Below are 26,274 nucleotides of genomic sequence, written 5' to 3'. Positions count from 1 at the left end.
GGAGCAACCGGCTGGACCACCATCCGGTCGAGGGGACCAGGGTGCCGGCTGTGCTGCCACCGGGCTGGTGTGCCCCCACCACCGTGCTGGGCCGGGGTGTCGGCTGTGTGCTGCCACCGGGGCTGTCCGCGCGGTGCCGGTGACGGCTACCGCCTGCCGGTCACCGTGGCGACCGCGCGGTCCAGGGCGCCGGCCACCGTCGCCGGGTCGGCATTGCCGTCGATCAGGATGAAGCTGCCGAACTCGGGCAGCGCCCGGTAACCGGCGTCCAACGCGGTCAGGTGCGCCAGTTCCTCGGTGTCGATGCCCCGGGCCAGCACCCGCCGCCGGGCCAGCTCCGGGGTGACCGCCAGGAAGCAGACCAGGTCCGGCCGGGGAAAGAAGGCGTACGCGGCGCGGACCAGCCGGATGCCCCGGTCGCCCCGGGCCTGCATGATCACGTACTGGCACCAGGTCCAGCGGTCCATCACCCCGACCCGCCCGGTCAGCCGGGTGACCGCCACCGCGCGGGCCAGCGCCAGCCAGCGCACCGTCGCCTCCAGCGCCGGGTAGCCGCGCCGGCCGAACAGGTGCACCCCGTCGCGCCGGCCCACCGCCTGCGCCAGCCGGTTCCACAGTGGCCGTCCGCCGGCGTTCTCCAGGTAGACCGCTGGTACGCCGGCCTCGCGCAGCCGCCCCACCAGTCGCTTGGCCTGGGTCGACTTCCCCGACCCGTCCACTCCCACCACCGCGACGACCACCCCACGCCCCACCCCCCGCACCCTAACCACCCCCACCCACCCCTTCCCGCCCCTCCCGCCCACCCCTCCCCGCCCCCCGGTGGGCTGGCCCCCCCCGGTGGGCTGGCCCCCCCCGGTGGGCTCGGCCCCCCGGTGGGCTCGGCCCCCCGGTGGGCTCGGCCCACGGTGATCAAGAGGTTCAGGTCACGACAGGCGGCTGTGATGACCTGAACCTCTTGATCACCGGGGCTGGGCCGGCTGGGCGGGCCTGATCGGGGTGGGGCTGGGCGGGGTGGGGCTGGGCGGGCGGGAGGGGCGGGGCGGGGATGGGTCAGGGGTTCTTGCGGCGGGGGCGGTAGGTGGTGAGGGTGGCGGGGATGCCCCGGCGGACGATCCCGGCCCGGTCGGTGTCGCCGCGGAGCAGGGCCGCCGCCGTCTTGCGGGCCTGGTCGAGGGTGAAGTGCGGAGGCAGCATCAGCTCCGCCGGGTCGACCATCGCGTTCACCACGACCGGGCGGTCGGCGGTCAGCGCCCGCCGCCAGAGCCCGGCGACCTGGTCGGGGGAGTCGACCAGCTCGCCGTCGAGGCCCAGCACCTCGGCCCACCGGTGGTACGCCACGTCCGGCACGTCCTGGCTGGCCGGATAGCGTGGGGTGCCCTCGGTGGAGCGCTGTTCCCAGCTGACGAACGCCAGATCCCGGTTGTTGAGCACCAGCACCACGAAACGCGGGTCGGCCCAGTGCCGCCAGTTCTTCGCCACGGTGATCAACTCGTTGACCCCGTTCATCTGCATCGCCCCGTCGCCGATCAGCGCCACCACCGGCCGGTCCGGGTGGGCGAACTTCGCCGCCAGGGCGTACGGCATGGCACCGCCCATCGACAACAGGGTGCCGGAGAGGCTGGCCAGCATGCCGGGGCGGACCTGGAGGTGGCGGGCGTACCAGGCGGTGGCGGTGCCGCAGTCGACCGCGATCATCGCGTCGTCGGGCAGCGCGTCGTTGAGGGTGTGGAACAGCAGTTGCGGGTTCACCGGGTCGGCGGGCTGCCCGGCGAGGTCGGCCTGGGCGCGTCGCCAGCCGGAGGTGGCGTCGGCGATCGTCGCCCGCCAGGCCGTCGGCGCGGGGCCGTCGCCCAGCTCCCGCAGCAGCGCCCGCAGGGTCGGGCCGGCGTCGCCGGTCAGGTTGACCTCGGTCGGGTAGCGCAGCCCCATCCGGGTGCCGTCCAGGTCGATCTGCACCGCACGGGCCTGCCCCTGCGGCGGATAGAACTCGGAGTACGGCATGTTGCTGCCGACGATCAGCAACCGGTCGCACTCCTGCATCAGCTGCCAGCTCGGGCGGGTGCCGAGCAGGCCGATCGCCCCGGTCACCCACGGCTGGCGGTGGTCCACGGCGGTGAAGCCGAGCAGCGCGGTGGCCACCCCGGCGCCCAGCCGGTCGGCGATCAGGCGTACCTCCTGCTCGGCGCCGAGCGCGCCCTGCCCGACCAGCATCGCCACCTTGTCGCCGCCGCGCAGCACCTCGGCGGCGCGGCGCAGCTCCGCCTCCGGCGGCACCGTCGGGGTGCTGCTCGGGACCGCGCTGGTGTGGTAGTAGCCGTGCGCGTGCGGCGGGTCCGGCACCGCCGGCTCGTCCTGCACGTCCAGCGGAAGGACCAGCGCGGTCACCGTCCGGCGGGACAGCGCCGTGCGGCAGGCCCGGTCCACCAGGTGCCGCACCTGGGTCGGGTCGTCGAGCTGGGCCAGGAAGTCCGAGGCCACGTCCTTGTAGAGGGCGAGCAGGTCCACCTCCTGGTAGTAGCCGCCACCCTCGGCGGTCAGCGCCGTGTTGCCGACCAGGGCCACCACCGGCTGGTGGTCGAGCTTGGCGTCGTAGAGGCCGTTGAGCAGGTGGATCGCGCCGGGGCCGCTGGTCGCCAGGGCGCAGCCGAGCGGGCCGCCGCCGTACTTGACGTGGGCGGAGGCGGCGAAGCCGGCGGTCTCCTCGTGGCGGACCTGGACGAACTCCACCCGGTCGCCGGCCCGTTGCAGGGCGGAGGTCATGCCGTTGATGCCGTCACCCGGGTAGCCGAAGTAGCGGTGCACCCCCCACTCGGCGAGGCGGGCCACGATGTGGTCGGCGACCGTGGCGTTCTTCGGCAACCGGCCGTCGGCGGTGCCCGTTGCGCTCATCGTGGTGGTCCCTCCGGTAGCGTCCGTTCCCCGCCCCCTTCCCGCGCCACGCCCGGGGAAACCCCACCGCGTCCGGCAAACCCGACCCGGCGTCCTGTGCACTCACATCGTGTGCCCGCATCGTGCGCCCGGACCGCGACGGGACCGCCCCGCAGGGAGGTCCCGGGCCACCCGGCAGAATCGGGCGGTGCCCGTTCACGAGATCACCGACCCGGACGACCCGCGGATCGCCGACTACCGCGCGCTGACCGACGTCGAGCTGCGTACCCGGTGGGAACCCCCGCATGGCCTGTTCATCGCCGAGGGGGAGCTGGTGCTGCGCCGGGCGTTGCGGGCCGGCTATCCGGCCCGGTCGTACCTGGTCGACGCGAAGCGGGTCGACCAGCTCGCCGACCTGGACACCGGGGACGCGCCGGTCTACGCGGCCACTCCCGACGTGTTGGAGAAGGCGACCGGCTTCCACGTCCACCGGGGCGTGCTCGCCTCGTTCCACCGCAAGCCGCTGCCCACCGACGCCGAGGTGCTGGCCGCCGCCCGCCGGGTGGTGATCCTGGAGGACATCAACAACCACACCAACCTCGGTGCGATCTTCCGGGGGGCCGCGGCGCTGGGTATCGACGCGGTGCTGCTCTCGCCGTCCTGCGCCGATCCGCTGTACCGGCGCAGCGTGCGGGTCAGCATGGGGGAGGTGTTCGCGGTGCCGTACGCGAAGCTGGAGCGCTGGCCGGTGGGGCTGGACCAGGTGCGGGCGGCGGGTTTCACCGTGCTCGCCATGACGTTGGCGGCGGACGCCGTACCGATGCAGCGGTTGACGTCGACGCAGCGGGAGCGGGCGGCGTTGCTGCTGGGGGCGGAGGGGCCGGGCCTGACCGGGGCGGCCCAGGCGGCCAGCGACGTGCGGGTGGTGATCCCGATGCGGCGCGGCGTGGACTCGCTGAACGTGGCCGCCGCGGCGGCGGTGGCCTTCTGGGAGCTGGGGCGCGACGATCCGGTTGACGGATAGTCACCACGACCACCGGCTATTTGCATGAGAATGCGGCCTCGTGCATAATCTTCCCCGTGTCCAAGGTTCTCACCTCCCTGCCCATCGGCGAACGTGTCGGCATCGCCTTCTCCGGCGGCCTCGACACCTCGGTCGCGGTCGCGTGGATGCGCGACAAGGGCGCCGTTCCCTGCGCCTACACCGCCGACATCGGCCAGTACGACGAGCCCGACATCGACTCGGTGCCCGGTCGTGCGCTTAGCTACGGCGCCGAGGTCGCCCGCCTGGTCGACTGCCGTGCCGCCCTGGTCGAGGAGGGGCTCGCCGCGCTGACCTGCGGTGCGTTCCACATCCGCTCCGGCGGCCGGGCGTACTTCAACACCACCCCGCTGGGCCGGGCGGTGACCGGAACCCTGCTGGTCCGGGCGATGATCTCCGACGACGTGCAGATCTGGGGCGACGGCTCGACCTTCAAGGGCAACGACATCGAGCGGTTCTACCGGTACGGCCTGCTGGCCAACCCGCAGCTGCGGGTCTACAAGCCGTGGCTGGACACCAACTTCGTCACCGAGCTCGGTGGCCGCAAGGAGATGTCGGAGTGGCTGCTCGAACGCGGCCTGCCGTACCGGGACAGCACCGAGAAGGCGTACTCCACCGACGCCAACATCTGGGGCGCCACGCACGAGGCGAAGACCCTGGAGCACCTCGACACCGGCATCGAGACGGTCAACCCGATCATGGGGGTCCGGTTCTGGGATCCGTCGGTGGAGATCCCCACCGAGGACGTCACGATCGGCTTCGACCAGGGCCGCCCGGTGACGATCAACGGCAAGGAGTTCGGCAGCGCCGTCGACCTGGTGCTGGAGGCCAACGCCATCGGCGGCCGGCACGGCCTGGGCATGTCCGACCAGATCGAGAACCGGATCATCGAGGCCAAGAGCCGGGGCATCTACGAGGCCCCGGGCATGGCGCTGCTGCACGCCGCGTACGAGCGGCTGGTCAACGCCATCCACAACGAGGACACCCTGGCGAACTACCACCACGAGGGCCGTCGCCTCGGCCGGCTGATGTACGAGGGCCGCTGGCTGGACCCGCAGGCGCTGATGCTGCGCGAGTCGTTGCAGCGCTGGGTCGGCACCGCGGTCACCGGCGAGGTGACCCTGCGGCTGCGCCGGGGCGAGGACTACTCGATCCTGGACACCACCGGGCCGGCGTTCAGCTACCACCCGGACAAGCTGTCGATGGAGCGTACCGAGGACTCGGCCTTCGGGCCGTCCGACCGGATCGGCCAGCTCACCATGCGTAACCTGGACATCGCCGACTCGCGGGCCAAGCTGGAGCAGTACGTCACCCTCGGCCTGGTCGGCGGGGGGTCCACCCAGCGGGCGATCGGTGCCGCCCAGGCGGCGGCGACCGGGCTGATCGGGGCGATGCCGGAGGGCGGCGCGGAGGCCATCGCCTCCCGGGGTGTCACCTCCGCCGCCGACGAGGCCCTCGACCGGGCCGCGATGGAGTTCGGCGTCGACTGACCGGCTCCGCCGTGGCGGCCGCCGGTCAGGACCGGACGCGGTGCCGGCCGTCCGGTCGACGCCGGCGCGCCCGGACCGGCCGGCGGCTGCGGCGATGGCCGGAACAGGGATCACGGAGGGTAGCGTGTCGCCCGTGTTCCCCACCGTCCGTGAGGTGCTGGCCCTGGACCCGGTCCGCCGCGGTGCGCCCCGGCTGGTCGCCGGGGAGGCCGCCCTGGACCGGCCGGTGCGCTGGGTGCACGTGGCGGAGGTGCCCGACATCGCCACCCTGCTCGGCGGCGGCGAGCTGGTGCTCACCACCGGCATCGGGCTGCCCGCCGACGACGCCGGCCTGCGCGCCTTCATCGGCGACCTCGCCCAGGTGGGCGTCTCCGGCCTGGTGGTCGAGCTGGGCCGCCGCTACCCGTCCGAGGTGCCCCGGGTGATGGCGGCGGCGGCCGAGCGACGCGGGCTGCCCCTGGTCGAGCTGCGCCGGGCCACCCCGTTCGTGCGGATCACCGAGGCGGTGCACGCCCTGATCGTCGACGCCCAGCTGCACGAGCTGCGGGCCACCGAGGAGATCCACCAGCGGTTCACCGACCTGTCCGTCGAGGGGGCCGGGGCCGCCGAGGTGGTCCGGCAGGCCGCCGAGCTGGCCGGCTGCCCGGTGGTGCTGGAGAACCTGTCCCGGCAGGTGCTCGGCTACGACCCGGCGGGGGAGAGCGCCGAGCTGCTGCTGGACGGCTGGGAGCAGCACTCCCGGCGGATCCGTCCCACCGGGCGGACGGCGTACGACGCGGACAGCGGTTGGTTGGTGACCACCGTCGGCGCGCGTGGGCAGGACTGGGGCCGGTTGCTGCTGCGCTGGCCCGCCGGTGGGGACCTCGGCGCCGGTCGACCCGTCGGCAGCCCGCCCACCCGGCTGACCATCCTGGTGGAGCGGGCGGCCTCGACGCTGGCGCTGGGCCGGCTGATCCGGCGCGACGCCGAAGGGCTGGAGCGGCAACTGCACCGCACCCTGCTCACCGCCCTGCTCGACCACTCCCGCCCGGTCGACGAGATCGCGCTACGGGCCAGGGCGCTGGGGGTGACCCTGGACCGCCGGCACCTGGTCGGCATCATGGTCCGGCACCGCCGCGACCGGACGCCGGGTCACCCCGTACCGGGCGAGGGCGGGCCGGCGGCCGACGGCTCCGGCCCACCCCCGGCCACGGGCAGCTGGCCGGCACCGGCCACTCCGGCAGACCCCCAGGCCGGTCCGGCCCGACTGCGCGATCTCGCCGAGGCGGTCGGTCAGGCGCTCCGGGAGACGAAGCTGTCCGGCCTGACCAGCCCGGTCGACGACCAGGCGGTGGGCGTGCTGCTCGCCCTGCCGGACGCCGCCGCCGAGGAACGTGCCCTCACCGCCTTCGCCGCCGCGCTGCGCCGCCGTCACCCCGACCAGCCGGTGCCGCCGGGCGGGGGCAGCGTGATCGTCGCCGCCGGCTCCGGGGTGGGGAGCCTGCGGGAGGTACGCCGGTCGCTGGTCGAGGCCCGGCAGCTCGCCGAGGCGGCCCGTCGGGACCGCCGGGACCTGCCGATCTTCCGGCTGCCGCACGTCGGGCTGGCCGGTCTGCTGCACCTGCTGCGCGACGAACCCCGGTTGCAGACCTTCGTCGAACGGGAACTCGGCGCGCTGCTGACCCACGACGCCCACCATCCCCGGGAGCAGCTGCTCGGCACCCTGCGCGCCTATCTGGAGCAGGGCCGCAACAAGTCGGCCGGCGCGGCTGCCGCCCACCTGTCCCGGCCGGCGTTCTACGAGCGACTGGCCCGGATCGGCCGGATCCTCGCCGTCGACCTCGACTCGGTGGAAACCTGCCTGTCCCTACATGTGGCCCTGCTAGCCCTCGACGCCATCCGCACCCCCTGACCCCACCCCCCACCCTCGCCCCCCGCCCGTGCCTCGCCCTCGCCCCGGTGATCAAGAGGTTTGCGTCACGATCTCGCGTTCCGGCTGACCCAAACCTCTTGATCACCGGCGCAGGCCGGGTCTGGGGCAGGCCGGGCTCGGGGCGGGGCGGGCTCGGCGCGGGGCCGGGGCGGGGCGGGGCCGGGTCAGGTGAGGGTTTCCAGGGTCTTGGTGTACGGGGTGGGGATGTGGTTGGGGCCGGCGGGGGTGAAGACGTCGGAGGTGGCGGCGGTGGACCAGGCCTGCGGGGGCACCGCGTCGACCAGGGTGCGGACCACCGGGGCGGTGCGCCACTGGTCCTGCTCGGCGAGCAGGCTCAACGCCACCACCGACTCCTCGACCTCGCCGACGCACTCGAACGGCTTGTGCCCGTCCACGCCGAGCAGTTCCCGGTAGCCGGGGATCTGCGCCTCGTCGGCCAGCAGGTCGCCGCCGAAGATGCCGACCACCCGCTCCCGGGGCATGAACGGGGCCATGGCCAGGAAGACGAACCGGCACTTCGGGCAGTTACGGCACCAGCGGGCGCTGGCGTCGCGCAGCTTGAACGCGGCGTTGCAGCTGGTCACCACCGCGTCGTAGCGGTCGATGGTGGCGAACAGCCGGGCGATGTGCAGCTCCGACAGCGACCGCAGCAGCGAGAAGTACGGCTCGGTGAGCCCGGCGTGCTCGGCCAGCGCCGCCCGCAGCAGCCCCTCGGCCTCGACCCCCTTGGACCACTGGTGGTTGATCTCGTGACCGTTCCAGATCAGGTTCGGGTCGGACGCGGACCGCTCGTTGGACATCACCACCGGCCCGAGCCCGTGCAGCACGGCGGTGGCGACCGCGATCAGCGAGTTGATCGCGGTGACCGGGATGTGCCCGTTGCGCGCACCCGCCGCGTTCAGGTCGAACAGCACCGGGTCGAGCCGTCGGCGGGCGGCCAGCGCGGGCAGCCCGGACGCCTCGTTCACCGCGACGATCACGTGGTTGGGGTTGACCGAGAAGGGCACCGGGTCGAAGCCGGCCCGGCGCAGCGCCTCCAGGCTGACGATGGAGTCCTTGCCCCCGCCGACGGCCGACAGCGGACGACGGTCGGAGTCGTCGTACACCCGGGGTGGTGGCACCTCGCCGGCCGGCACCTCGGGGCGCAGCTCCAGCACGTGCGGGAGCTGGTTGCGGTAGGCGTACTCGGCGAGGCCCCTGGTGTAGACGGCGGTGACCAGCGCGGCGGCGGCCCCGCCCAGCGGCGCCGGCAGCACCAGCCGCGGCGGCGCGGCGGCCTTGTAGTAGCTCACCCCGGCCACCACGTGCAGCAGCTCCAGGACCCGGCCCAGGGTGGCCACCGTCTCGTCCGACGGCGGCTCGGCCGGCAACGGCAGCGTGATCGTCTCGGTGAACCGCTGCTCGCCGTCGGGGCCGGTCAGGGCGTAGTCGAACAGTGCCTCGCCGGTGGCGAGGTCGATCGAGTACGACGGGAAGGTGAAGGCGTCCATCCGCCGGAGCTGCTCGTTGGGCACACGCCATACTAGGCCCTGGTTCGTCCGGCCGGGTCCGCTGCGCCGGACGGGGCCGGTACCCCCATCGTCGAGACCCCAGGGAGAGTTCGTGCGCCTGTCCGATCTGCGTGGCCGTACCGTCGCCGTCTGGGGGGCCGGCCGCGAGGGCCGCGCCGCCGTGACCGCCATCGCCGCGCACGGCCCGGCGGACCTGGTCGCCGTCGACGACAGCGCCAACTTCCTCACCGTGGCCTGGGAGGGTCCGCTCGCCGAGGCCGCGCCGCTGGTCACCGGCGAGGAGGGATTCGCCCGGCTGGCCGCCGCCGAGGTCGTCGTCCGCTCCCCGGGGGTGCCCAACACCCACCCGTGGCTGGTCGAGCTGCGCGCCCGGGGGGCCACCGTCACCCAGGGCACCGCGCTGTGGATGGCCGACCACGCCGACCGGACGATCGGGGTCACCGGCAGCAAGGGCAAGTCGACCACCGCCAGCCTGATCAGCCACCTGCTCGCGGCGGTGGACCGGCCCAACGTGCTGGGCGGCAACATCGGCGTGCCCACCCTGGACCTGCCCGACGCCGGGCTGTACGTGCTGGAGCTGTCCAGCTACCAGTGCAGCGACCTGACCGACTCCCCTCGGGTCGCGGTGGTCACCGCCCTGTTCCCGGAGCACCTGGACGCGCACGGCGGCGAGGCCGAGTACTACCGGGACAAGCTCAACCTGCTCGCGTACGGCCCGCGGACGGTGGTGGTCAACGGCAACGACCCACGGCTGGCGCTGGAGCTGGGTGACCGGGCGGCGATCCGCGCCGGCCTGCCGGACGGCGTGCACGTCGCCAGCGGCCCGGACGGCACCGACTGGTTCCACCTCGGCGACCGGCCGCTCTTCGCCCGCCAGGTGCTGCCGTTGGTCGGCCGGCACAACGCCGGCAACCTCTGCGTGGCGCTCGCGGTGCTCGACGCGCTCGGGGTCGACGTGACCGCCCACAGGGACACCCTGGCGGTGGCGGTCGCCGGGTTCCACGGGCTGGCCCACCGGCTCACCGAGATCGTCGACCCGTCCGGCCTCACCTTCGTCGACGACACCCTCGCCACCAGCCCGTACGCGGCGATGCACGCGATCGACGCGTACGACGGGCGGCCGTTGACGGTGATCGTCGGCGGCACCGACCGGGGGCTGGACTACACGCCGCTGGCCGAGCACCTGGCCGAGCGGGAGCTGACCGTGATCGGGATCCCGGACAGCGGCCCCCGGATCGTGGCGGCGCTGGGCGGGCTGCCGAAGGTGCGTACCGACGTGGTCGACGACCTGGTGGACGCGGTCCGGCTGGCCCGGTCGGTGACCCCGGCCGACGGGGTGGTGCTGCTCTCCCCGGCGGCCCCCAGCTACGGCCGGTTCCGCAACTTCGAGCACCGCTCCGAGGTCTTCGCCGAGGCGATCCGGGACACCGCCGGCTGACCGCGGTGACGCCGTGTCAGGCGTGGACGGTCGCCGGGCTACACAGTGCCAGTTGTCGTGGGCCGGTCGGGGTGGCAGCGTGCGAGGAACGCGCAAGCCGCCGCCGCTGAAGGGTGTGCCGATGACCGCCGACGACCTGCTGGCCCGACACCGGGCCGTGCTCCCGTCCTGGATGCCGCTCTACTACACCGAGCCGATCGAGCTGGTCGCCGGCTCCGGCCGCCGGGTCACCGACGCCCAGGGGCGCAGCTACCTGGACTTCTTCGGCGGGGTGCTGACCAACATGATCGGCTACGACATCCCGGAGATCCGCGAGGCGGTGGAGCGTCAACTGCGGACCGGCCTGGTGCACACCTCCACCCTGTATCTGATCCGGCAGCAGGTGGAGCTGGCCGAGAAGGTGACCGCGCTCGCCGGTATCCCGGACGCCCGGGTCTTCTTCACCAACTCGGGCACCGAGGCGAACGAGGCGGCGTTGCTGGTCGCCACCAACCACCGCCGGTCGCACCAGATCCTGGCCGTCCGCAACAGCTACCACGGCCGGTCGTACGCGACGATGGGGATCACCGGGCACCGCAGCTGGACGGCCAGCGCGCACAATCCACTCCAGGTGGCCTGGCTGCACTCCGGTGAACGGCTGCGCGGGCTGCTCGCCCGGCTGCCCGAGGCCGACCGGATGGACGCCGCCGTGGAGGACCTGCGCGAGGTGCTCGCCACCCAGACCAGCGGTGACGTCGCCTGCCTGATCGCCGAGCCGATCCAGGGCGTCGGCGGTTTCGTCGCCCCGCCCGACGGGTTGTTCGCCGGCTGGCGCAAGGTGCTCGACGAACACGGCATCCTGCTCATCTCCGACGAGGTGCAGACCGGTTGGGGGCGCACCGGCGAGCACTTCTGGGGCTACCAGGCGCACGGGGTCACCCCGGACCTGCTCACCTTCGCCAAGGGCATCGGCAACGGATTCGCCCTGGCCGGGGTGGTCGGCCGGGCGGAGATCATGGAGTCGGTGCCGGCGATCAGCTTCTCCACCTTCGGCGGCAATCCGCTGTGCACCGCCGCCGGCAACGCCGTCCTGGACTACCTGCGCGACCACGACCTCCAGGCCAACGCGGCCCGGGTGGGTGCGATCCTCCTCGACGGCCTGCGGGCCACGGTCGCCGACCTCGACGGCGTCGCCGAGGTGCGGGGAAAGGGTCTGATGCTCGCCGTGGAGTTCGTCCGGCCCGGCGGGCTGGAGCCCGATCCGGTGTTGACCGCCCGGGTCTTCGAGGCCTGCCGGGCCGGTGGCCTGCTGGTCGGCAAGGGCGGCCTGCACCACAACGTGCTGCGGATGGGCCCGCCGCTGACCCTCACCGAGGACGAGGCCCGCGAGGGGCTGGCCGTCCTGGTCGAGGCGATTCGCTCCGCCGTCGCCGGGGTGGCGGTGCGATGAGCGGGCCGGCGGGGGAGGGCACCATGGTCGGGCACTTCGTCGACGGCAAGCGGATCGACGGGGCGTCCGGCCGGTTCGGGGACGTCTTCGATCCGGCCACCGGTCGGCGTACCGGCCGGGTGGCGCTGGCCGACGCGGCGGACGTCGCGGTGGCGGTCGAGGCGGCCGAGCGGGCCGCCCGGAGCTGGCGGGACGCCTCGCTGGCCCGGCGGACGGCGGTGCTGTTCGCCTTCCGGGAGCTGGTGCACGCCCGGCGGGACCGGCTCGCCCGGGTGGTCACCGCCGAGCACGGCAAGGCGCTCGCCGACGCCGCCGGCGAGGTGCAGCGCGGCCTCGAGGTGATCGAGTACGCCTGCGGCATCGCCTCGGCGGTGCGCGGGAGCTTCAGCGCGAACGTCTCCACCGAGGTCGACTCGTACAGCCTGCGGCAGCCGCTCGGGGTGGTGGCGGTGATCTCGCCGTTCAACTTCCCGGTGATGGTGCCGCTGTGGTTCGTGCCGTTGGCGGTGGCCTGCGGCAACGCGGTCGTGCTGAAACCGAGCGAGAAGGTCCCGGGCGCGGCGCTGCTGCTGGCCGAGTGGTTCGCCGAGGCGGGCCTGCCCGACGGGGTGCTCAACGTGGTCAGCGGCGACGCCGGGGCGGTGGACGCGCTGCTGGACCACCCCGGGGTGCGGGCGGTGTCGTTCGTCGGCTCCACCCCGGTCGCCCGGCACGTGCACCGGCGCGCGACGCTGGCCGGCAAGCGGGTGCAGGCCCTCGGCGGGGCGAAGAACCACCTGGTGGTGCTGCCCGACGCCGATCTCGACCTGGCCGCCGACGCGGCGGTCAACGCCGGGTTCGGCTCGGCGGGCCAGCGGTGCATGGCGATCTCGGCGCTGGTCGCGGTGGGGCCGGTCGCCGACGCCCTGGTCGCCCGGATTGCCGCCCGGGTGGCCGGGCTGCGCACCGGCGACGGCCGGCGCGCCGTCGACCTGGGTCCGCTGGTCACCGCCGCGCACACCGAACGGGTCCGGTCGTACGTGGCGGCCGGGGTGGCGGCGGGCGCGGTCGCGGTGGTGGACGGCCGGGAGGTCGTGCCGGATGGCGACCCGGGCGGCTTCTGGCTCGGCCCGACCCTGTTCGACCGGGTCACCCCGGACATGTCGATCTACACCGACGAGATCTTCGGGCCGGTGCTCGGCGTCGTCCGGGTCGATTCGTACGACGAGGCGGTCGCCCTGGTCAACGCCAACCCGTACGGCAACGGCACGGCGATCTTCACCAACGACGGTGGGGCGGCCCGGCGGTTCCAGCACGAGGTGGAGGTGGGCATGGTCGGGATCAACGTGCCGGTCCCGGTGCCGATGGCCTACTACTCGTTCGGCGGCTGGAAGGCGTCCCTCTTCGGTGACCTGCACGCCCACGGGGAGGACGGGGTGCGGTTCTTCACCCGGGGCAAGGTGGTCACCAGCCGCTGGCCCGATCCCCGCCACGGCGGGGTGAACCTCGGTTTCCCCACCCAGACCTGAGACGGAAGGGGCGAGCCGGCGGCGCAGGCCCCGCCGGTGGCGTACTCACGATGGCTGCCTGACCGATAATGACCATGCCTTCGGTCCCGCCGGCTTGACTGGTAGGAAAACTCCTACTTGTTGCGGTCGTCGGGGCGTCAGTCGGCCGACGGGACCAGCAGCGCGTGCCGGGCGGCCGGGTCGGTGACCTCGGGCAGGGAGCGGGCGGCCAGCCAGGCCGCCGCCGCCGCGCCGTCCCCGGCCGAGTGGACCGGGGCGCCCGGCCAGCGACGGCCCGCCTCGGCCTTAACCGCCGCGCCGAGCGGTGTGCCCCCGGTGAGCAGCCCGCCGCCGAGCACCAGCGGCGTCGTCGCGCCGTCCGCGCGGATCCGACCGGCGCTGGTGACCAGGTGCGCGGCGGCGCGGTGCAGCAGTTCGGCCGCGCCCGGGTCACCGGCGACAGCTTCGTCGACGACCGGCGGGGCGAACCGGGCCAGTTGCACCGGAGGTTGGCGGGTGACCGCCTGGACCACCGCGTCGACGGTGTCGCGGGGGCGGGCCGCCACCTCGGTCGTGCCGAGCAGTTCGGCGAGCAGCCGCCGGCCGAGGGGGCCGGGCGCGGTGCCGGTGTCCAGGTCGGCCAGGAGCGCGCGGACCGCCTCCCGGCCCAGCCAGAATCCCGAGCCGGCGTCGCCGAGCAGCCAGCCGTGCCCGTCGGCGACCCGGTCCAGCCGCAGGTCGCGCACCTGGGCGGCGATCGCCCCGGTACCGGCGATCAGGATCGTGCCGTCGGGCGCGGCGGTGCCGGAGGCGTAGCCGACGAGGGCGTCGCTGTGCACCGTGTAGGGGCAGCGTAGGCCGGCGTCCGACCAGGCCTGGTCGAAAGCGGCCCGGCCGGCCGGGTCGGCGCGCAGCCGGCCGGCCCCGGCGAGCCCGACGGCCCCGGCACGGACCCGGGCCGGGTCGAACCCGCGCACCGCGCCGCGCAGGGCGGTCAGCAGTTCGGCGGCGGCCCGTTCGACGCCGTGACTGGTGGGGTTGCCGCCGCCGGCCCGGCCGGTGCCGAGGCGTTCGCCGGTGAGGGTCAGGGCGACCGCCCGGGTGGACGTACCCCCGACGTCGAGGCCGACCACGACGGCGTCGGACATCGTCGGGGACCTCCCGGGCGGGCTGGGGTGGGGGTGTCCATGCTGGTCGCTGCGGTGCCGGAGGGCAAGGGTGGCGGTCGGCGGCGGGGTGCGGCGGCAGGTAACAGTTTGAAAACTTCGCCCATGGTCTTGACAGGAAGGGGCCTTCAGTAAGAACTTTTACCACTAACAGTTAACACTCTTTTCCGAAAGGGCGGGTCGATGGCCGAGCACGAGGGGGACACCACCGCGGCAACCGCGGTGGTCGACGCCGAGCCGGCCGACCGGCGGGGGGCGGACGGGGTGCTGGCCAGGGTCCGGGCCGGCGCGGGTGAGCTGACGGGAGCGTTGCGCCGGGTCGCCGAGCAGGTGCTCAGCGACCCGGAGGCAGCGGCCCGCGCCACCATCGTCGAGCTGGCCGAACGCAGCGGCACCTCTCCGGCCACCATCACCCGGTTCTGCCGGGCGATGGGCTTCGACGGCTACGCCGACCTGCGCCTGGGCATCGCCTCGGAGACCGGCCGGGCCCGCTCGGCCGGCTGGACAGTCGACATCGGACGGGAGATCCAGCCCGGTGACCCGCTGGCCCGGGTACTCGACCAGATCATGGCCGCCGACACCCGGGCCATGCACGACACCGCCACCCTGCTCGACCTGGCCGAGGTGGAACGGGCCGCGGTCGCCATCGCCGGCGCGGCCCGGGTCAACATCTTCGGGGCCAGCGGCAGCGCCCTGGTCGGCGAGGAGATGCAGCTCAGCCTGCACCGCATCGGGGTGGCGGCGTGGGCCTGGAGCGACGTGCACGAGGGGCTGGCCAGCGCCGCGCTGCTCGGCCCCGGCGACGTGGCACTGGGCATCTCGCACACCGGGCAGACCCGGGAGACCATCGAGATGCTGGCCGAGGCGGGCAGCCGGGGGGCCACCACGGTGGCGTTGACCGGGTTCCCGCGCTCCCCGCTGGCCGAGCTGGCCGACATCGTCCTGCTCACCGCCAGCCAGGCCACCACCTTCCGGCCGGACGCGCTGTCCGCCCGGCACCCGCAGCTCGTCGTGCTCGACCTGCTCTACATCGCCGTGGCGCAGCGCACCCACGACCGCGCCCACGCGGCCTTCCGGCGTACCGCCCAGGCCGTCGAGGGGCACAAGGCCGCGAAGGGGACCACCTCATGATCAGTGCCCAGGGGTACGCCCGAGCCGTCCGCCCCCTGCTCGACCGGGTGGTCGACGGCCAGTCCGAGGCGATCGGCCGGGCCGCCGACCTGATCACCACCAGCCTGCGGGCCGGCGGGGTACTCCAGGCGTTCGGCGCCGGCCACTCCGAGGCGTTCGCCGCCGACCTGGTGGCCCGGGCCGGCGGTCTGGTCCCCACCAACCGGATCGGCCTGCACGACCTGGTGCTGCACGGCGACGCCCCCCGCGACGTGCTCGCCGACCCCAAGCTGGAACGGGATCCGGCGGTGGCCCACCAGCTCTACCCGCTGGCCCGGGCGCAGCCGGCCGACATCTTCCTGATCGCCTCCCAGTCCGGCATCAACGGCTCGGTGGTCGAGCTGGCGACGCTGGTCACCGGGCGTGGCCACCCGCTGATCGCGGTCACCTCGCTCGCGCACACCACCCGGGTGGCCCCCCGCCACCCGTCCGGCCACCGACTCGCCGACCTCGCCGACGTCGTGCTCGACAACGGCGCCCCGTACGGCGACGCACTGCTGCCGCTGGAGGGCGGCGGCGCGGTCTGTGCGACCTCCTCGGTCACCTCGGCGCTGCTGGCGCAGCTGGTGACGGCGGAGGTCGTCCGACGGTTCCACCAGGTCGGAGAGGTACCCCCTATCTACCTCTCCGCCAACGTCCCCGGTGGGGACGCGCACAACCTCGCCCTCGAGTCGCGGTACGCCGGGCGTCTCCGGCGCACCGCCTGACCCGGACACCCAAGGAGAGACGACGATGTCGAATACCCCCGAGACCCCGACCGCGCTGAACCGCCGCACCCTGCTGGGCCGTACCGCCGCGGCGGGCCTGCTCGCCACCCCGGTGGTCGGCCTGCTCGGCGCCTGCGCCACCAGCGGCTCCGACGAGGGCGGCAGCAAGGCCGAGGAGGGCACCAAGAGCGCGACCAACCCGCTCGGCGCCCCCGAGGACGCCCCGCTGGAGGTGGTCATCTTCAACGGCGGCTACGGCGAGAAGTACGCCACCGACGTGCACGAGCCGCTCTACAAGAAGGCGTTCCCCAAGGCGGAGGTCAAGCACCAGTCGACCCAGGCGGTCTCCACCGTGCTCCAGCCCCGGTTCGCCTCGGGCAACCCGCCGGAGTTCGTCAACAACTCGGGCGAGAAGCTGATCGACTTCGGTTCGCTGGTCGCCGACGGGCAGCTGATGGACCTCACCGAGCTGTGGGACGCCCCGTCGGTCGACGACCCGAACAAGAAGGTCCGCGACACGGTGGTGCCCGGCACGGTCGAGGCGGGCTCGTTCAACGGCAAGCCCTACGTCCTGTACTACGTCTCCACCGTCTTCGGGATCTGGTACTCGGGCAAGCTGTTCAAGGAGAACGGCTGGACGCCGGCCAAGAACTGGTCGGAGTTCACCGCCCTGCTCGACGCGATCAAGGGTCGGGGCATCACCCCGTACGGCTACGCCGGGGCGAACGCGGCCTACTACCAGTGGAACGTGATCCTCACCCACGCCGCCAAGATCGGCGGCACCGACGTGCTCAAGAACATCGACAACCTGGAGGACGGCGCCTGGCAGCAGGACGCGGTCAAGCAGGCCGCCGAGGCGTGGGCCGAGATCGGCGCGAAGTACGTCGACAAGAGCTTCGAGGGGCTCAAGCACACCGACGTGCAGCTCCGGCAGAACCAGTACAAGCTGGCCCTCTACCCCAGCGGTGACTGGCTGGAGGGCGAGCAGAAGAAGGACACGCCGGCCGGCTTCGACTACCAGCTGATGCCGGTGCCGAGCCTGTCCGGCTCGGACAAGCTGCCCGGCACCGCGGTGCGGGCCACCGCCGGCGAGGGCTACTTCGTCTCGGCCAAGAGCAAGAACCCGCGGGGCGGCCTGGAGTACATGCGCCAGATGCTCTCGGTGGCCGGGGCCAAGGGCTTCACCGAGGTGGTCAAGGCCCCGACGGTGGTCACCGCGGGCAGCGCCGGCTTCGCCTTCCCGCCGGGGGTGGCCAGCTCGCAGGCCGCACTCGCCGCCGCCGGCAAGGACGTGTTCAACCTGTACTTCGACGGCTGGTACAAGGAGCTGGACACCGAGGCGCGGACCGCCACCAACGAGCTGATGTTCGGCCGGATCAAGGCGGACGCCTTCGTGGAGCGGATCCAGAAGCGGGCCGACGCCATCAAGAAGGACAGCTCCGTCGCCAAGTTCACGCGCTGACCGATCGGAGTAGCGGGATCATGCGGCACGGCAAGTATCCGTTCGTGATCGGGTTCCTCTTCGCCCCGGTCACGCTGTACGTGGTCTTCGTCATCGCACCGTACGCGCAGGCGTTCCAGATCTCGATGACCAACTGGCGGGGGCTGTCCGCCCCGCAGTGGGTGGGCTTCGACAACTACCGGCGGCTGCTCGACGACGGGCGCTTCTGGCAGGCGGTCCAGCACCACGGCGTACTGCTGCTTGCCCTGCCGCTGATCACGATCGCCATCGCGCTGTTCTTCGCCTTCCTGCTCAACGTGGGCGGACGCAGCGTGGGCGGTCAGCGGCAGGGGGTCCGGGGGTCGGGGTTCTACCGGGTGGTGTTCTTCTTCCCCCAGGTCCTCGCCGTGGCCATCATCGCGGTGCTGTTCCAGATGGTGTACCGGCCCAACGAGTCCGGCCTGATCAACGGCGTGCTGATGAAGCTCGGCCTGGATCCGGTGCTGTTCCTGATCCGGCCGAACCTGGCCCTCTGGTCGATCATCGCGGTGCTGGTCTGGCAGGCGGTCGGCTTCTACGTGGTGCTCTTCTCGGCCGGGATGGCCTCCATTCCGGGGGAGATCTACGAGGCGGCCGAGATGGACGGGGCGAGCAAGGTGATGCTCTTCTTCCGGGTCACCCTGCCGCTGCTCTGGGACACCCTCCAGGTGGCCTGGATCTATCTCGGCATCGCCGCGTTCGACGCGTTCGCCATCGTCGCGGTGCTCTCGGTGGACAGCGGCGGCCCGGACGGCGCGACGACGGTGCTGGCGGTGGAGATCTACCGCAACGCCTTCGTCTACTCGAAGTACGGCTACGCCTCGGCGATGGGCGTGGCGCTGTTCTTCCTCACCCTCACGTTCGCGGCGTTGACGCTGCGGCTGACCAAGCGGGAAAGCGTGGAGTACTGAGATGGCCGCACAGACGACGCTGCCGTCGGCCCCGGCGGACACCCCGCCGGGCCGGCCCGCCGCCCGCGCCCGCCGGGGCCGGGGTCAGCACCACGAGGTACGACTGTTCAGCGGGCTGGGTCAGCTGGCGCTCGCCGTCTGGGCGGTGATCGTCATCGTGCCGATCCTCTGGACGTTCCTGGCCGCGTTCAAGAACACCAGCGAGATCTTCAGCAGCCCCTGGACCCTGCCGGCGGAGCTGCGCTGGGAGAACTTCGGTCGGGCCTGGACCAAGGCGCACGTCGGCCGGTACTTCCTCAACAGCGTCTTCGTGGTGTCGTGCAGCACCTTCGGCACCATGCTGCTCGGCTCGATGGCCGCGTACGTGCTGGCCCGGTACAAGTTCCGGGGCAACCGGGCGATCTACTACCTGTTCGTCTCCGGGTTGGCCTTCCCGGTCTTCCTGGCCCTGGTGCCGCTCTTCTTCGTGGTCCGCAACCTGGGTCTGCTGGACACCCACACCGGCGTGATCCTGGTCTACATCGCCTACTCGCTGCCGTTCACCGTCTTCTTCCTGGCCGCGTTCTTCCGGACGCTGCCGAACTCGGTGGCCGAGGCCGGCATGATCGACGGCTGCTCGCACACCCGGCTGTTCTTCCAGGTGATGCTGCCGATGGCGAAGCCGGGCCTGATCAGCGTGGCGATCTTCAACATCATCGGGCAGTGGGCGCAGTACCAGCTGCCACTGGTGCTGCTCTCCAACGCGAAGGACAAGTGGGTGCTCACCCAGGGCATCGCCGACATCTCGGTCAACGCCGGCTACGAGGCCGACTGGTCCGGCCTGTTCGCCGCGCTGACCATCGCCATCCTCCCGATGATCATTGTGTACGCGGTCTTCCAACGGCAGATCCAGTCCGGCCTGACCTCCGGCGCGGTCAAGTAGCCCACCCCGCCGCCCTGCCCGGCCCCCGGACGGGCCCCGGTCCCCGGACAGGCATCTGTGCCCGGCCCGACCTCCGGCACGGTCGACAGCCCACCCCGCCGCCGTTCCTGCGGGCCGGACAGGAACCTGTGCCCGAAAGTCCGTATGCCCCGCAGGCATATTTATGCCTACGGGGCATACGGGTCGCACGCGACTGGTGACCCCGTCCCGTCCGCTCCGGCCTGTCACCCCGCCCCGTCCGCTCCGGCCTGTCACCACGCCTCGTCCGCTCCGGCCGGTTCCGTCCGCGCCGGCCTCTCACCATGCCCCGTCCGCTCCGGCCCGTCCGCTCCGGCCAGGTCCGTCCCGCTCTGGCCCCGGGCGCGGCGCGCCGAGGAAGGGCGAGCCGCGTGAGGTTCGCCCGGTGGTCGTCAGGGGCGGCGCGACCGGTCGGACGGACCCGACGGTCGGACGGCTGTCACAGGGGCGGGGCAGAATCGGGCCGTGGCGGTGGTGGCGGTGGCGGTGGGCGAGCGGGGCGGTGGCGCGCTGCGACCGCTGGACGCCGCCGGCCGGCCGCTCGGCGCGGTCGAGCTGGTCGACGACCTGCCCGGCGCCGTCGCCGCCCGGGAGAGCGCCGAGCGCCCCCGCTGGGTGTGGGGCTCCGGCACGGCGGTCTACCCGACCCTGTGGCGCGCCGGGGTGCGCGTCGAACGCTGCCACGACGTCGAGCTGACCGAGGCGTTGCTGCTGGGGCACGCCGGCCGGTGGGGCGAGCCCCGTTCGCTGGCCGCGGCGTTCGCGCGGCTCACCGGGGCCGCCGTCCCGCCCGATCCGCCGCCGCGGCCGCCCGCGCCGCCCGGCCACGGGCAGGCCGCGCTCTTCGAGGCCGTCCCCGGCCCGCCGGCCCCCGGCATCGACACCGTGACCCGGGTGTACGCCGACCAGCTCGCCCGGATCGCCGCCACCGCCCATCCCGGCCGGTTCCGGCTGCTGGTGGCCGCCGAATCGGCCGGCGCGCTGGTCGCGGTGGAGATGGCCGCGGCCGGGCTGCCCTGGCGGGCCGACGTGCACGACGCGCTCCTCGCCGAACTGCTGGGTGAACCGTCCCCGGTGGGTGGGCCACCCCGGCGGTTGGCCGAGCTGGCCGCCCGGATCGCCGAGGCCCTCGGCGTCCGGCAACTGCACACCGACTCCCCGGCGGAGCTGCTGCGCGCGTTCGCCCGGGTCGGCGTGGACCTGCCCAACACCCGGGCCTGGGTGCTGCGCGGCGTCGACCATCCGGCCGTGCCGCTGGTGCTCGAATACAAGGAGCTCTACCGTCTCTGGACGGCGCACGGCTGGGCCTGGCGGGACGCCTGGGTCCGCGAGGGCCGGTTCCGCCCGGAGTACGTCCCCGGCGGGGTGGTCTCCGGCCGGTGGGCGACCCGGGGCGGCGGTGCGTTGCAGATCCCCAAGGTGATCCGTCGGGCGGTGGTGGCCGATCCGGGCTGGGTGCTGGTGGTGGCCGACGCCGGTCAACTGGAACCCCGGGTGCTCGCCGCGGTCTCCGGTGACGCCCGGCTGGCCACCGCCGGCGCGGCCGGTGACCTCTATGCGGCGCTGGCCCGGGACTCCTTCGGCGGGGACCGGGCGCGCGCCAAGCTCGCCCTGCTCGGTGCGATGTACGGGCAGACCGGGGGCGGGGCGCTGCCGGCCCTGGCGGTGCTCAAACGCAGCTACCCGACCGCCTTCGGCTTCCTGGAGGCGGCCGCCCGTACCGGTGAGGCGGGCGGCCTGGTCCGCTCCTGGCTGGGCCGGACCTGCCCACCGGGCACGGCGGGTCTCGGCGACGACGACACCCCGCCGGACCCGGACGCCGGATCGGACCCCCGCTCGCCCCGGGCCAGGGCCGCCCGGTCCCGGGGCCGGTTCACCCGGAACTTCGTCATCCAGGCCACCGCCGCCGAGTGGGCCTCGACGCTGCTCGCCACCCTGCGTGGCGAGCTGGCCGGCACCGGTGGGGAGCTGGTTTTCTTCCAGCACGACGAGGTGGTCGTGCACTGCCCCGCCGAGCTGGCCCCGGCGGTGGTCGAGGCGGTCCGCCGGTCCGGGGCGCGGGCCTCGACACTGCTGTTCGGCGACTCCCCGGTCCGCTTCCCCCTCGACCTCTCCGTAGTCGACTGCTACGCCAAGGCCACCTAGCCCACCCCCGTATGCCCGCCCCCCGCGCCGCCTCGCCCGTGCCCGCCCCGCCTCGCCCGCGCCGCCTCGCCCGCGCCGCCTCGCCCGCGCCGCCTCGCCCGCGCCCGCCCCGGTGATCAAGAGGTTTAGGTCATCCGAGTCAACTTCCCTGCCCTAAACCTCTTGATCACCGGCCCCGACGGGGGCGGGGTGCGGTGATCAAGAGGTTTAGGGCAGGGGTGGTGGGGTGGGGTGACGTAAAGCTCTTGATCACCGGGGCGGGCGCGGCCGGGGCGGCCCGGGTGGGAAGCCTGAGGTGGGGTGGGAGCCGGGGGAGCGGGGGGAGCGGGGTTATACGCGTGAAATATCCGTTTCGTGCCGACACTCATTTCGTGGGGGCTCGTTGCACCGGGTGTGCGTATCGCAGGAATGATCATCGCGGCGGGCGGGGGACGCCGGCTGGGCGGCCCGGAGGCGTTGCTGCGCCTGGAGGGCCGACCGCTGGTCAGCCGGATGATCGAGACGATGACCGAGGCCGGTTGCGGGCAGTTGGCGGTCGTGCTGGGGGCGGCGGCCGACGAGGTCCGCGCCGCTGCCGACCTGAGCCCGGCCACGGTGGTGGTCAACCGGGCATGGGGCACCGGGGTCGGCTCGTCGATCCGGGCCGGGCTGGCCGCGCTGGCCGACGAGCGGGTCGAGGCAGTGGTGGTGGTACCGGTCGACATGCCCGGTCTCACCCCGGCGGCGGTCCGGCGGGTGGCCGCCCTGCCGTACCCGGACGTGCTCGCCTGCGCCACCTACGACGGGCTGCGCGGTTACCCGATGCTCTTCGGCCGCCGGCACTGGGCCGGGATCGCCACCCTGGCCAGCGCCGACGTCGGAGCCCGACCGTACCTGCTGGCGCACAAGGACCAGATCGTCGACATCGCCTGCGACTCGGTGGCCGACGGCAAGCGGGTGGACAGCCCGGAGCTCATGGCGCTCTACGGCCTCACCGTGCCACCCCAGCGGGTCGGCGTCTGAGGGCTGCGGCGGCGGGTTCGTCCGCGAGCTGTGGTGGTCGGATCTTCTGAGAGCTGCCACGGGTTCGTCCGCGAGCTGTGGTGGTCGGCTCCTCGGAGAGCTACGGGCGGCGGATTCGTTCGGGAGCTACGGGCGTCGGGCTCGTCCGGCTGCCGGGGCGGCGGTCAGTCGTCGGCGGGATGGCAGACGTCCACCCGGTGCCGGGGGCGCATCTGTCGGTCGAAGGTGACGGTGACCGCCGACCGGCCGGCCGGGGTCACCCGGACCGTCTGCTCGCCGACGAACTCGGCGTCGATCCGTCCGCTGGGCCAACCGCGGCGGCAGTCCACCAGTTCCCGGTCGGCGTCGCGGCTGAGCAGGCCGGCCCGGTACCGTACCCGCAGCTCGGTGTGGGGGAGGTCCTTCCAGTCCCGGGTGTCCAGCCGGACCACGGCGTACCTGCCGTCGGGGGAGACCGCCAGCGTGGAGTCCCGTTCGACGGTCGAGGCGAAACCGGTGCGGAACATGCCCCAGGCGGAGGTGCCGACCCCGAGCAGCACCGCACAGCCGAGTGCGCCGAGCCGCAGCGCCGTCGAGGCGGGGGGCTGCCGGGCGGCCAGCCAGCCGGCGGCCACCAGGGTCAGCGCGGCCAGGGTGGCCAGTCCGAGCAGGGGCAGCGGCCGGTGCAGGAACCGTGCCGCCGGGTAGAGCCGGGCATACCCGGCATCCCAGATGACGCCCCCGAAGAGGAGCAGCGACAGTAGGGTCGACAGGCCGGCGATCGACCGTCCGCGGCGGGTTCCGGCGAGGCTGCGGGTCGTCCCGGGGCCGGCGGACATGCTCGCATCGTAGGCGTCGCCGTACCCCCCGTACTTCCCCCGGTTGGGCGGTCCCACCGCGGGGCCGGGTGCCGGACCCGGCCGGCACCACCGTGACCAGGGAAGGGGCGGGTGACGGGGCAGGGCCGGTCAGACCTCGATGTTGAAGCGCTGGAGTACCGAGGGGGCCACCAGGCCGACCGCCGCGAGCACCGAGAGCACGGTCAGCGCGGTCCGCAGCACCACCACCTCGGCCTTGCTGCCGGTGCGCAGCGCGATGCTGTTCGGCAGCCCGATCATCGTCCACATCCGACGTTTGATCGGGATCGGCCAGAGGATCGGCACCCCGGCCTTGGTGATCATGTCGCCGAGAATATGCACGAAACACCCCACCCCGACGGCCAGTCCGATCATCGGATAACCCCGGTCACCCGGCAGGTTGGCGAAGGTGAACCAGGCGGCGGCGGCCGAGACGAGGGTGACGATCACCCAGCCGGCCCGTTCGGCCCACTCGTCGAAGAGCCCGCGCAGCGCCAGCCCGATCATGAAGAACAGGATGCTCACCACCGCCCACTTGCCGTACGCGGCGCAGAGCGCGGTGGTGCCCCAGCCGACCAGCACGGTGAACGGGATGGTGTGGGTCAGGGTCCGGTGGCCGTTGTTGCGGCGCGGATCCCGGCTGAGCTTGGTGGCGTAGTAGACGCCGAGCGAGATCTTCTCCATCACCTCGGCGACGAAGAGCGAGAAGACGCCGAAGGTACGGGCCACCGTGGCGCCGCCCTGGTTGCGGGTGACCTTGCCGGAGAGGTCGAGGTCGGGGAAGAGCGCGCCACCGGCGCAGACCGCCGTGCCGACGGCCAGGGCGAGCGGGGACTGGTGGTAGTCGGCGAAGTAATCCAGTGCCCATGACCCGGTCAGCCACACCGCCGCGCCCGACAGTGCGTGGGACGGTCCCATCATGTCGCCTCGCCCCTCCCCGGTTTCTTGATCGACAACGCTACGCCACTGTGTCAGAGCCGCCGTCGACGGGGCAATCACCCGGATGGTCCACAGGGGAGGCGGTCAGGCGGCGGGACGGAAGCTCTGCCGGATCATCAGGAAGTACGTCGCGTTGACCTGCCAGTCGAACTGGTCTGTCAACCATGAGACGGTGTAGGCGCGTTCCGGGGTGACGCGCACCAGCAGCCGGGCGGTGTGCAGCCGGACGCCGGCCGGCCCGGTCCACTCGCACTCCCACAGCGCGCCGCCCCGGAACATGTCCAACGCCGAGATCTCCACCCGGCGGTAGCCGGCGAGCCGTCCGTCGTCGGCGAGCCGGCGCTCCTCGGCCTTCCAGTGGGCCACCGGGTCGGCCGGCGCGTCACCCGGGGCGACGCTCAGCACCCGGGGGCCACCCGGTTCCCGCAGACAGGTCACGGTGCCGTCGGTGTAGCGCAGCCAGCCGGCCGGCGCGGCGATCCGGAACCCGGCCGGATCCGCGTACCAGGTCCAACCGGGGACCAGGCCGAACCGCTCACCCGACGGCGGCGGCGCAGAGCTGACCGGGACGGCGTTCGCGGGCGCGGGGGCGGCGCACGCGAACGCCGCCGGCCGGGCCACCGGGTCGCCGGCCCCGGCCCCGGGCGAGGGCGGCGTGGAGTCGCCGGCCCGCAGGGCGAGCGTCGTGCCGGCTCCGATCAGCACGGTGGCCGCCACGGCCACCACGACCAGGACGATCCGGCGACGGCGACGGGGCGGCGGCGCGGTGGTGCCCCGGGCGGTCCCGCCCACTGCCGGCCCGCCCCACGTCCATGCCCGGCTGGTCGGTCCGGCCGGGCGGACGGTGGGAGCCGCCGCCCGGGTCGCAGCGGCCAGGACGCGCGGTGCCGGCGGCGGCCGGTGCCGCTCCACTGCCGGGTCGCCCGGGGGTGCCGACGTCGCCGCGAGCGCCGCCCGCAGCAGCGGCTCCGCCTCGGCTGCGGTGAGCCGTCGGTCAGGGTCGCGGCGCAGCAGGCCGTCCAGCACCGGGCGGAGCTGCCCGGCCCGACGGGTGGGGTCGGGAGGCTCGGTGGCCAGGGCGCTCAGCGTCGCCATCGCGCTCGACCGGGCGTACGGCGACTGGCCCTCCACCGCCGCGTAGAGGGTGGCGCCCAGCGACCACAGGTCGGTGCGCGGGTCGGACACCCCGTCGCGGGCGCGCTCGGGGGCGACGAACTGCGGTGAGCCGAGGACCATGCCCGGCCCGGTCATCACCCCGTCGCCGCCGTCGAAGGTGGCCAGCCCGAAGTCGGTCAGCACCACCCGGCCGTCGTCGGCGACCAGCACGTTGTGCGGCTTCACGTCGCGGTGCAGCACCCCGGCGGCGTGCGCGGCGCGCAGGGCGGCCAGCACCGCCAGGCCGATTCCGGCGACCCGGTGCGGGTCCAGCGGGCCGTCGTCGCTCACCAGCTGCTGGACCGACCGGGACGCCACGTACTCCATCACGATCCACGGGCTGTCGCCGTCGTGCACCACGTCGTAGATGCGTACCACGTTGGGGTGGTTGAGCCGGGCGGCGGTACGGGCCTCGCGCAGCGTCCGCAGCCGCAGTTCCTCGCGTTCGGACTCGGCGAGCCAGTGCGGCGGGACGACCTCCTTGACCGCGACGTCCCGGTGCAACATCTCGTCGCGCGCCAGCCAGACCCGGCCCATCCCGCCGGTGCCGACCAGATGGAGCAGCCGGTAACGCCCGGCGACCAGCAGCTGCTGCACGACGTTCCCCCTCGGCTCCCCCCGCTACCAGGGTAGCCACCTAGCTGCG

General features: G+C 73.6%; 20 protein-coding genes. 13 read left to right on the top strand and 7 right to left on the bottom strand.

Going from position 1 to position 26,274, the window contains the following annotated elements; genetic code table 11:
- Window positions 1-146: 146 nt before the first annotated feature.
- Complete coding sequence (locus O7625_RS27645) at window positions 147-752, bottom strand: thymidylate kinase (RefSeq protein ID WP_282342734.1); 606 nt, start codon at window positions 750-752, stop codon at window positions 147-149.
- 298 nt (window positions 753-1,050) lie between these two features.
- Complete coding sequence (locus O7625_RS27640) at window positions 1,051-2,889, bottom strand: thiamine pyrophosphate-requiring protein (protein WP_282342733.1); 1,839 nt, start codon at window positions 2,887-2,889, stop codon at window positions 1,051-1,053.
- 187 nt (window positions 2,890-3,076) lie between these two features.
- Here O7625_RS27640 and O7625_RS27635 point away from each other — a divergent pair, with 187 nt between their 5' ends.
- The 3 genes from O7625_RS27635 (at window position 3,077) to O7625_RS27625 (ending at window position 7,291) form a co-directional block, all read left to right on the top strand.
- Window positions 3,077-3,892, top strand: coding sequence for an RNA methyltransferase (locus tag O7625_RS27635; RefSeq protein WP_282342732.1), 816 nt, complete (start codon window positions 3,077-3,079; stop codon window positions 3,890-3,892).
- A gap of 56 nt (window positions 3,893-3,948) precedes the next feature.
- Entirely contained in the window at window positions 3,949-5,400 is a 1,452-nt protein-coding gene (gene argG / locus O7625_RS27630; protein ID WP_282266661.1) for an argininosuccinate synthase, read from the top strand.
- A gap of 94 nt (window positions 5,401-5,494) precedes the next feature.
- The gene (locus O7625_RS27625; protein ID WP_282342731.1) at window positions 5,495-7,291 is read left to right on the top strand and encodes a PucR family transcriptional regulator ligand-binding domain-containing protein; all 1,797 of its coding nucleotides are present in this window, start codon (window positions 5,495-5,497) and stop codon (window positions 7,289-7,291) included.
- Window positions 7,292-7,476: 185 nt separating this feature from the next.
- On the opposite strand, the gene O7625_RS27620 is transcribed toward O7625_RS27625, so the two are convergent.
- Window positions 7,477-8,826, bottom strand: a complete 1,350-nt coding sequence (locus O7625_RS27620; RefSeq protein WP_282342730.1) for a hypothetical protein — start codon at window positions 8,824-8,826, stop codon at window positions 7,477-7,479.
- Between the two features lie 88 nt (window positions 8,827-8,914).
- Here O7625_RS27620 and murD point away from each other — a divergent pair, with 88 nt between their 5' ends.
- The 3 genes from murD (at window position 8,915) to O7625_RS27605 (ending at window position 13,198) form a co-directional block, all read left to right on the top strand.
- Window positions 8,915-10,261 (top strand): UDP-N-acetylmuramoyl-L-alanine--D-glutamate ligase, encoded by a 1,347-nt coding sequence (gene murD / locus O7625_RS27615; protein WP_282342729.1) that lies wholly within the window; start codon window positions 8,915-8,917, stop codon window positions 10,259-10,261.
- A gap of 121 nt (window positions 10,262-10,382) precedes the next feature.
- Window positions 10,383-11,690: an aspartate aminotransferase family protein gene (locus O7625_RS27610; RefSeq protein WP_282342728.1), complete on the top strand. Its 1,308-nt coding sequence runs from the start codon at window positions 10,383-10,385 to the stop codon at window positions 11,688-11,690.
- The gene (locus tag O7625_RS27605) at window positions 11,687-13,198 is read left to right on the top strand and encodes a CoA-acylating methylmalonate-semialdehyde dehydrogenase (protein WP_282342727.1); all 1,512 of its coding nucleotides are present in this window, start codon (window positions 11,687-11,689) and stop codon (window positions 13,196-13,198) included. Before O7625_RS27610 ends, O7625_RS27605 begins: the two co-directional genes overlap by 4 nt.
- Before the next feature lie 137 nt (window positions 13,199-13,335).
- On the opposite strand, the gene O7625_RS27600 is transcribed toward O7625_RS27605, so the two are convergent.
- Window positions 13,336-14,325, bottom strand: coding sequence for a BadF/BadG/BcrA/BcrD ATPase family protein (locus tag O7625_RS27600; protein ID WP_282342726.1), 990 nt, complete (start codon window positions 14,323-14,325; stop codon window positions 13,336-13,338).
- Window positions 14,326-14,526: 201 nt separating this feature from the next.
- Between O7625_RS27600 and O7625_RS27595 the strand changes: the two genes are divergently transcribed.
- From O7625_RS27595 to O7625_RS27565, 7 genes are all read left to right on the top strand, one after another.
- Window positions 14,527-15,474: a MurR/RpiR family transcriptional regulator gene (locus O7625_RS27595; RefSeq protein ID WP_282342725.1), complete on the top strand. Its 948-nt coding sequence runs from the start codon at window positions 14,527-14,529 to the stop codon at window positions 15,472-15,474.
- The gene (locus O7625_RS27590; RefSeq protein WP_282342724.1) at window positions 15,471-16,220 is read left to right on the top strand and encodes an SIS domain-containing protein; all 750 of its coding nucleotides are present in this window, start codon (window positions 15,471-15,473) and stop codon (window positions 16,218-16,220) included. Before O7625_RS27595 ends, O7625_RS27590 begins: the two co-directional genes overlap by 4 nt.
- Before the next feature lie 25 nt (window positions 16,221-16,245).
- On the top strand, window positions 16,246-17,682 hold the full coding sequence (gene ngcE, locus O7625_RS27585; RefSeq protein ID WP_067311567.1) for an N-acetylglucosamine/diacetylchitobiose ABC transporter substrate-binding protein: 1,437 nt from the start codon (window positions 16,246-16,248) through the stop codon (window positions 17,680-17,682).
- Window positions 17,683-17,702: 20 nt separating this feature from the next.
- Window positions 17,703-18,611: a sugar ABC transporter permease gene (locus tag O7625_RS27580; RefSeq protein ID WP_067311563.1), complete on the top strand. Its 909-nt coding sequence runs from the start codon at window positions 17,703-17,705 to the stop codon at window positions 18,609-18,611.
- 1 nt (window position 18,612) lies between these two features.
- Window positions 18,613-19,533: a carbohydrate ABC transporter permease gene (locus O7625_RS27575; RefSeq protein ID WP_067311560.1), complete on the top strand. Its 921-nt coding sequence runs from the start codon at window positions 18,613-18,615 to the stop codon at window positions 19,531-19,533.
- Window positions 19,534-20,016: 483 nt separating this feature from the next.
- The gene (locus O7625_RS27570) at window positions 20,017-21,696 is read left to right on the top strand and encodes a bifunctional 3'-5' exonuclease/DNA polymerase (RefSeq protein WP_282342723.1); all 1,680 of its coding nucleotides are present in this window, start codon (window positions 20,017-20,019) and stop codon (window positions 21,694-21,696) included.
- A 408-nt stretch (window positions 21,697-22,104) separates the two neighbouring features.
- Window positions 22,105-22,698, top strand: a complete 594-nt coding sequence (locus O7625_RS27565; RefSeq protein WP_067315470.1) for an NTP transferase domain-containing protein — start codon at window positions 22,105-22,107, stop codon at window positions 22,696-22,698.
- 164 nt (window positions 22,699-22,862) lie between these two features.
- On the opposite strand, the gene O7625_RS27560 is transcribed toward O7625_RS27565, so the two are convergent.
- The 3 genes from O7625_RS27560 to O7625_RS27550 all read right to left on the bottom strand — a co-directional run bounded on the left by O7625_RS27560 (window position 22,863) and on the right by O7625_RS27550 (window position 26,225).
- A complete protein-coding gene (locus O7625_RS27560; RefSeq protein ID WP_282342722.1) occupies window positions 22,863-23,516 on the bottom strand; it encodes a hypothetical protein in 654 nt (217 codons plus the stop codon).
- Between the two features lie 129 nt (window positions 23,517-23,645).
- Window positions 23,646-24,455, bottom strand: coding sequence for a metal-dependent hydrolase (locus O7625_RS27555; RefSeq protein WP_067315465.1), 810 nt, complete (start codon window positions 24,453-24,455; stop codon window positions 23,646-23,648).
- A 102-nt stretch (window positions 24,456-24,557) separates the two neighbouring features.
- Window positions 24,558-26,225, bottom strand: a complete 1,668-nt coding sequence (locus O7625_RS27550; RefSeq protein ID WP_282342721.1) for a serine/threonine-protein kinase — start codon at window positions 26,223-26,225, stop codon at window positions 24,558-24,560.
- Window positions 26,226-26,274: the final 49 nt, after the last annotated feature.

The sequence above is a fragment of the Micromonospora sp. WMMD714 genome, assembly GCF_029581315.1.
GTDB lineage: Bacteria > Actinomycetota > Actinomycetes > Mycobacteriales > Micromonosporaceae > Micromonospora > Micromonospora rifamycinica.
The sequence above is the reverse complement of the archived record's forward strand: the minus strand, read 5'-3'. Positions and strand labels throughout refer to the sequence as shown.

Excerpts from the sequence above, each read along its gene's own strand:
- O7625_RS27640 (WP_282342733.1), bottom strand. The coding sequence starts at position 2,889 with ATGAGCGCAACGGGCACCGCCGACGGCCGGTTGCCGAAGAACGCCACG.
- O7625_RS27625 (WP_282342731.1), top strand. The coding sequence starts at position 5,495 with ATGGCCGGAACAGGGATCACGGAGGGTAGCGTGTCGCCCGTGTTCCCC.
- O7625_RS27610 (WP_282342728.1), top strand. The coding sequence starts at position 10,383 with ATGACCGCCGACGACCTGCTGGCCCGACACCGGGCCGTGCTCCCGTCC.
- O7625_RS27605 (WP_282342727.1), top strand. The coding sequence starts at position 11,687 with ATGAGCGGGCCGGCGGGGGAGGGCACCATGGTCGGGCACTTCGTCGAC.
- O7625_RS27600 (WP_282342726.1), bottom strand. The coding sequence starts at position 14,325 with ATGTCCGACGCCGTCGTGGTCGGCCTCGACGTCGGGGGTACGTCCACC.
- O7625_RS27595 (WP_282342725.1), top strand. The coding sequence starts at position 14,527 with ATGGCCGAGCACGAGGGGGACACCACCGCGGCAACCGCGGTGGTCGAC.
- O7625_RS27590 (WP_282342724.1), top strand. The coding sequence starts at position 15,471 with ATGATCAGTGCCCAGGGGTACGCCCGAGCCGTCCGCCCCCTGCTCGAC.
- ngcE (WP_067311567.1), top strand. The coding sequence starts at position 16,246 with ATGTCGAATACCCCCGAGACCCCGACCGCGCTGAACCGCCGCACCCTG.
- O7625_RS27580 (WP_067311563.1), top strand. The coding sequence starts at position 17,703 with ATGCGGCACGGCAAGTATCCGTTCGTGATCGGGTTCCTCTTCGCCCCG.
- O7625_RS27575 (WP_067311560.1), top strand. The coding sequence starts at position 18,613 with ATGGCCGCACAGACGACGCTGCCGTCGGCCCCGGCGGACACCCCGCCG.
- O7625_RS27565 (WP_067315470.1), top strand. The coding sequence starts at position 22,105 with ATGATCATCGCGGCGGGCGGGGGACGCCGGCTGGGCGGCCCGGAGGCG.
- O7625_RS27560 (WP_282342722.1), bottom strand. The coding sequence starts at position 23,516 with ATGTCCGCCGGCCCCGGGACGACCCGCAGCCTCGCCGGAACCCGCCGC.
- O7625_RS27555 (WP_067315465.1), bottom strand. The coding sequence starts at position 24,455 with ATGATGGGACCGTCCCACGCACTGTCGGGCGCGGCGGTGTGGCTGACC.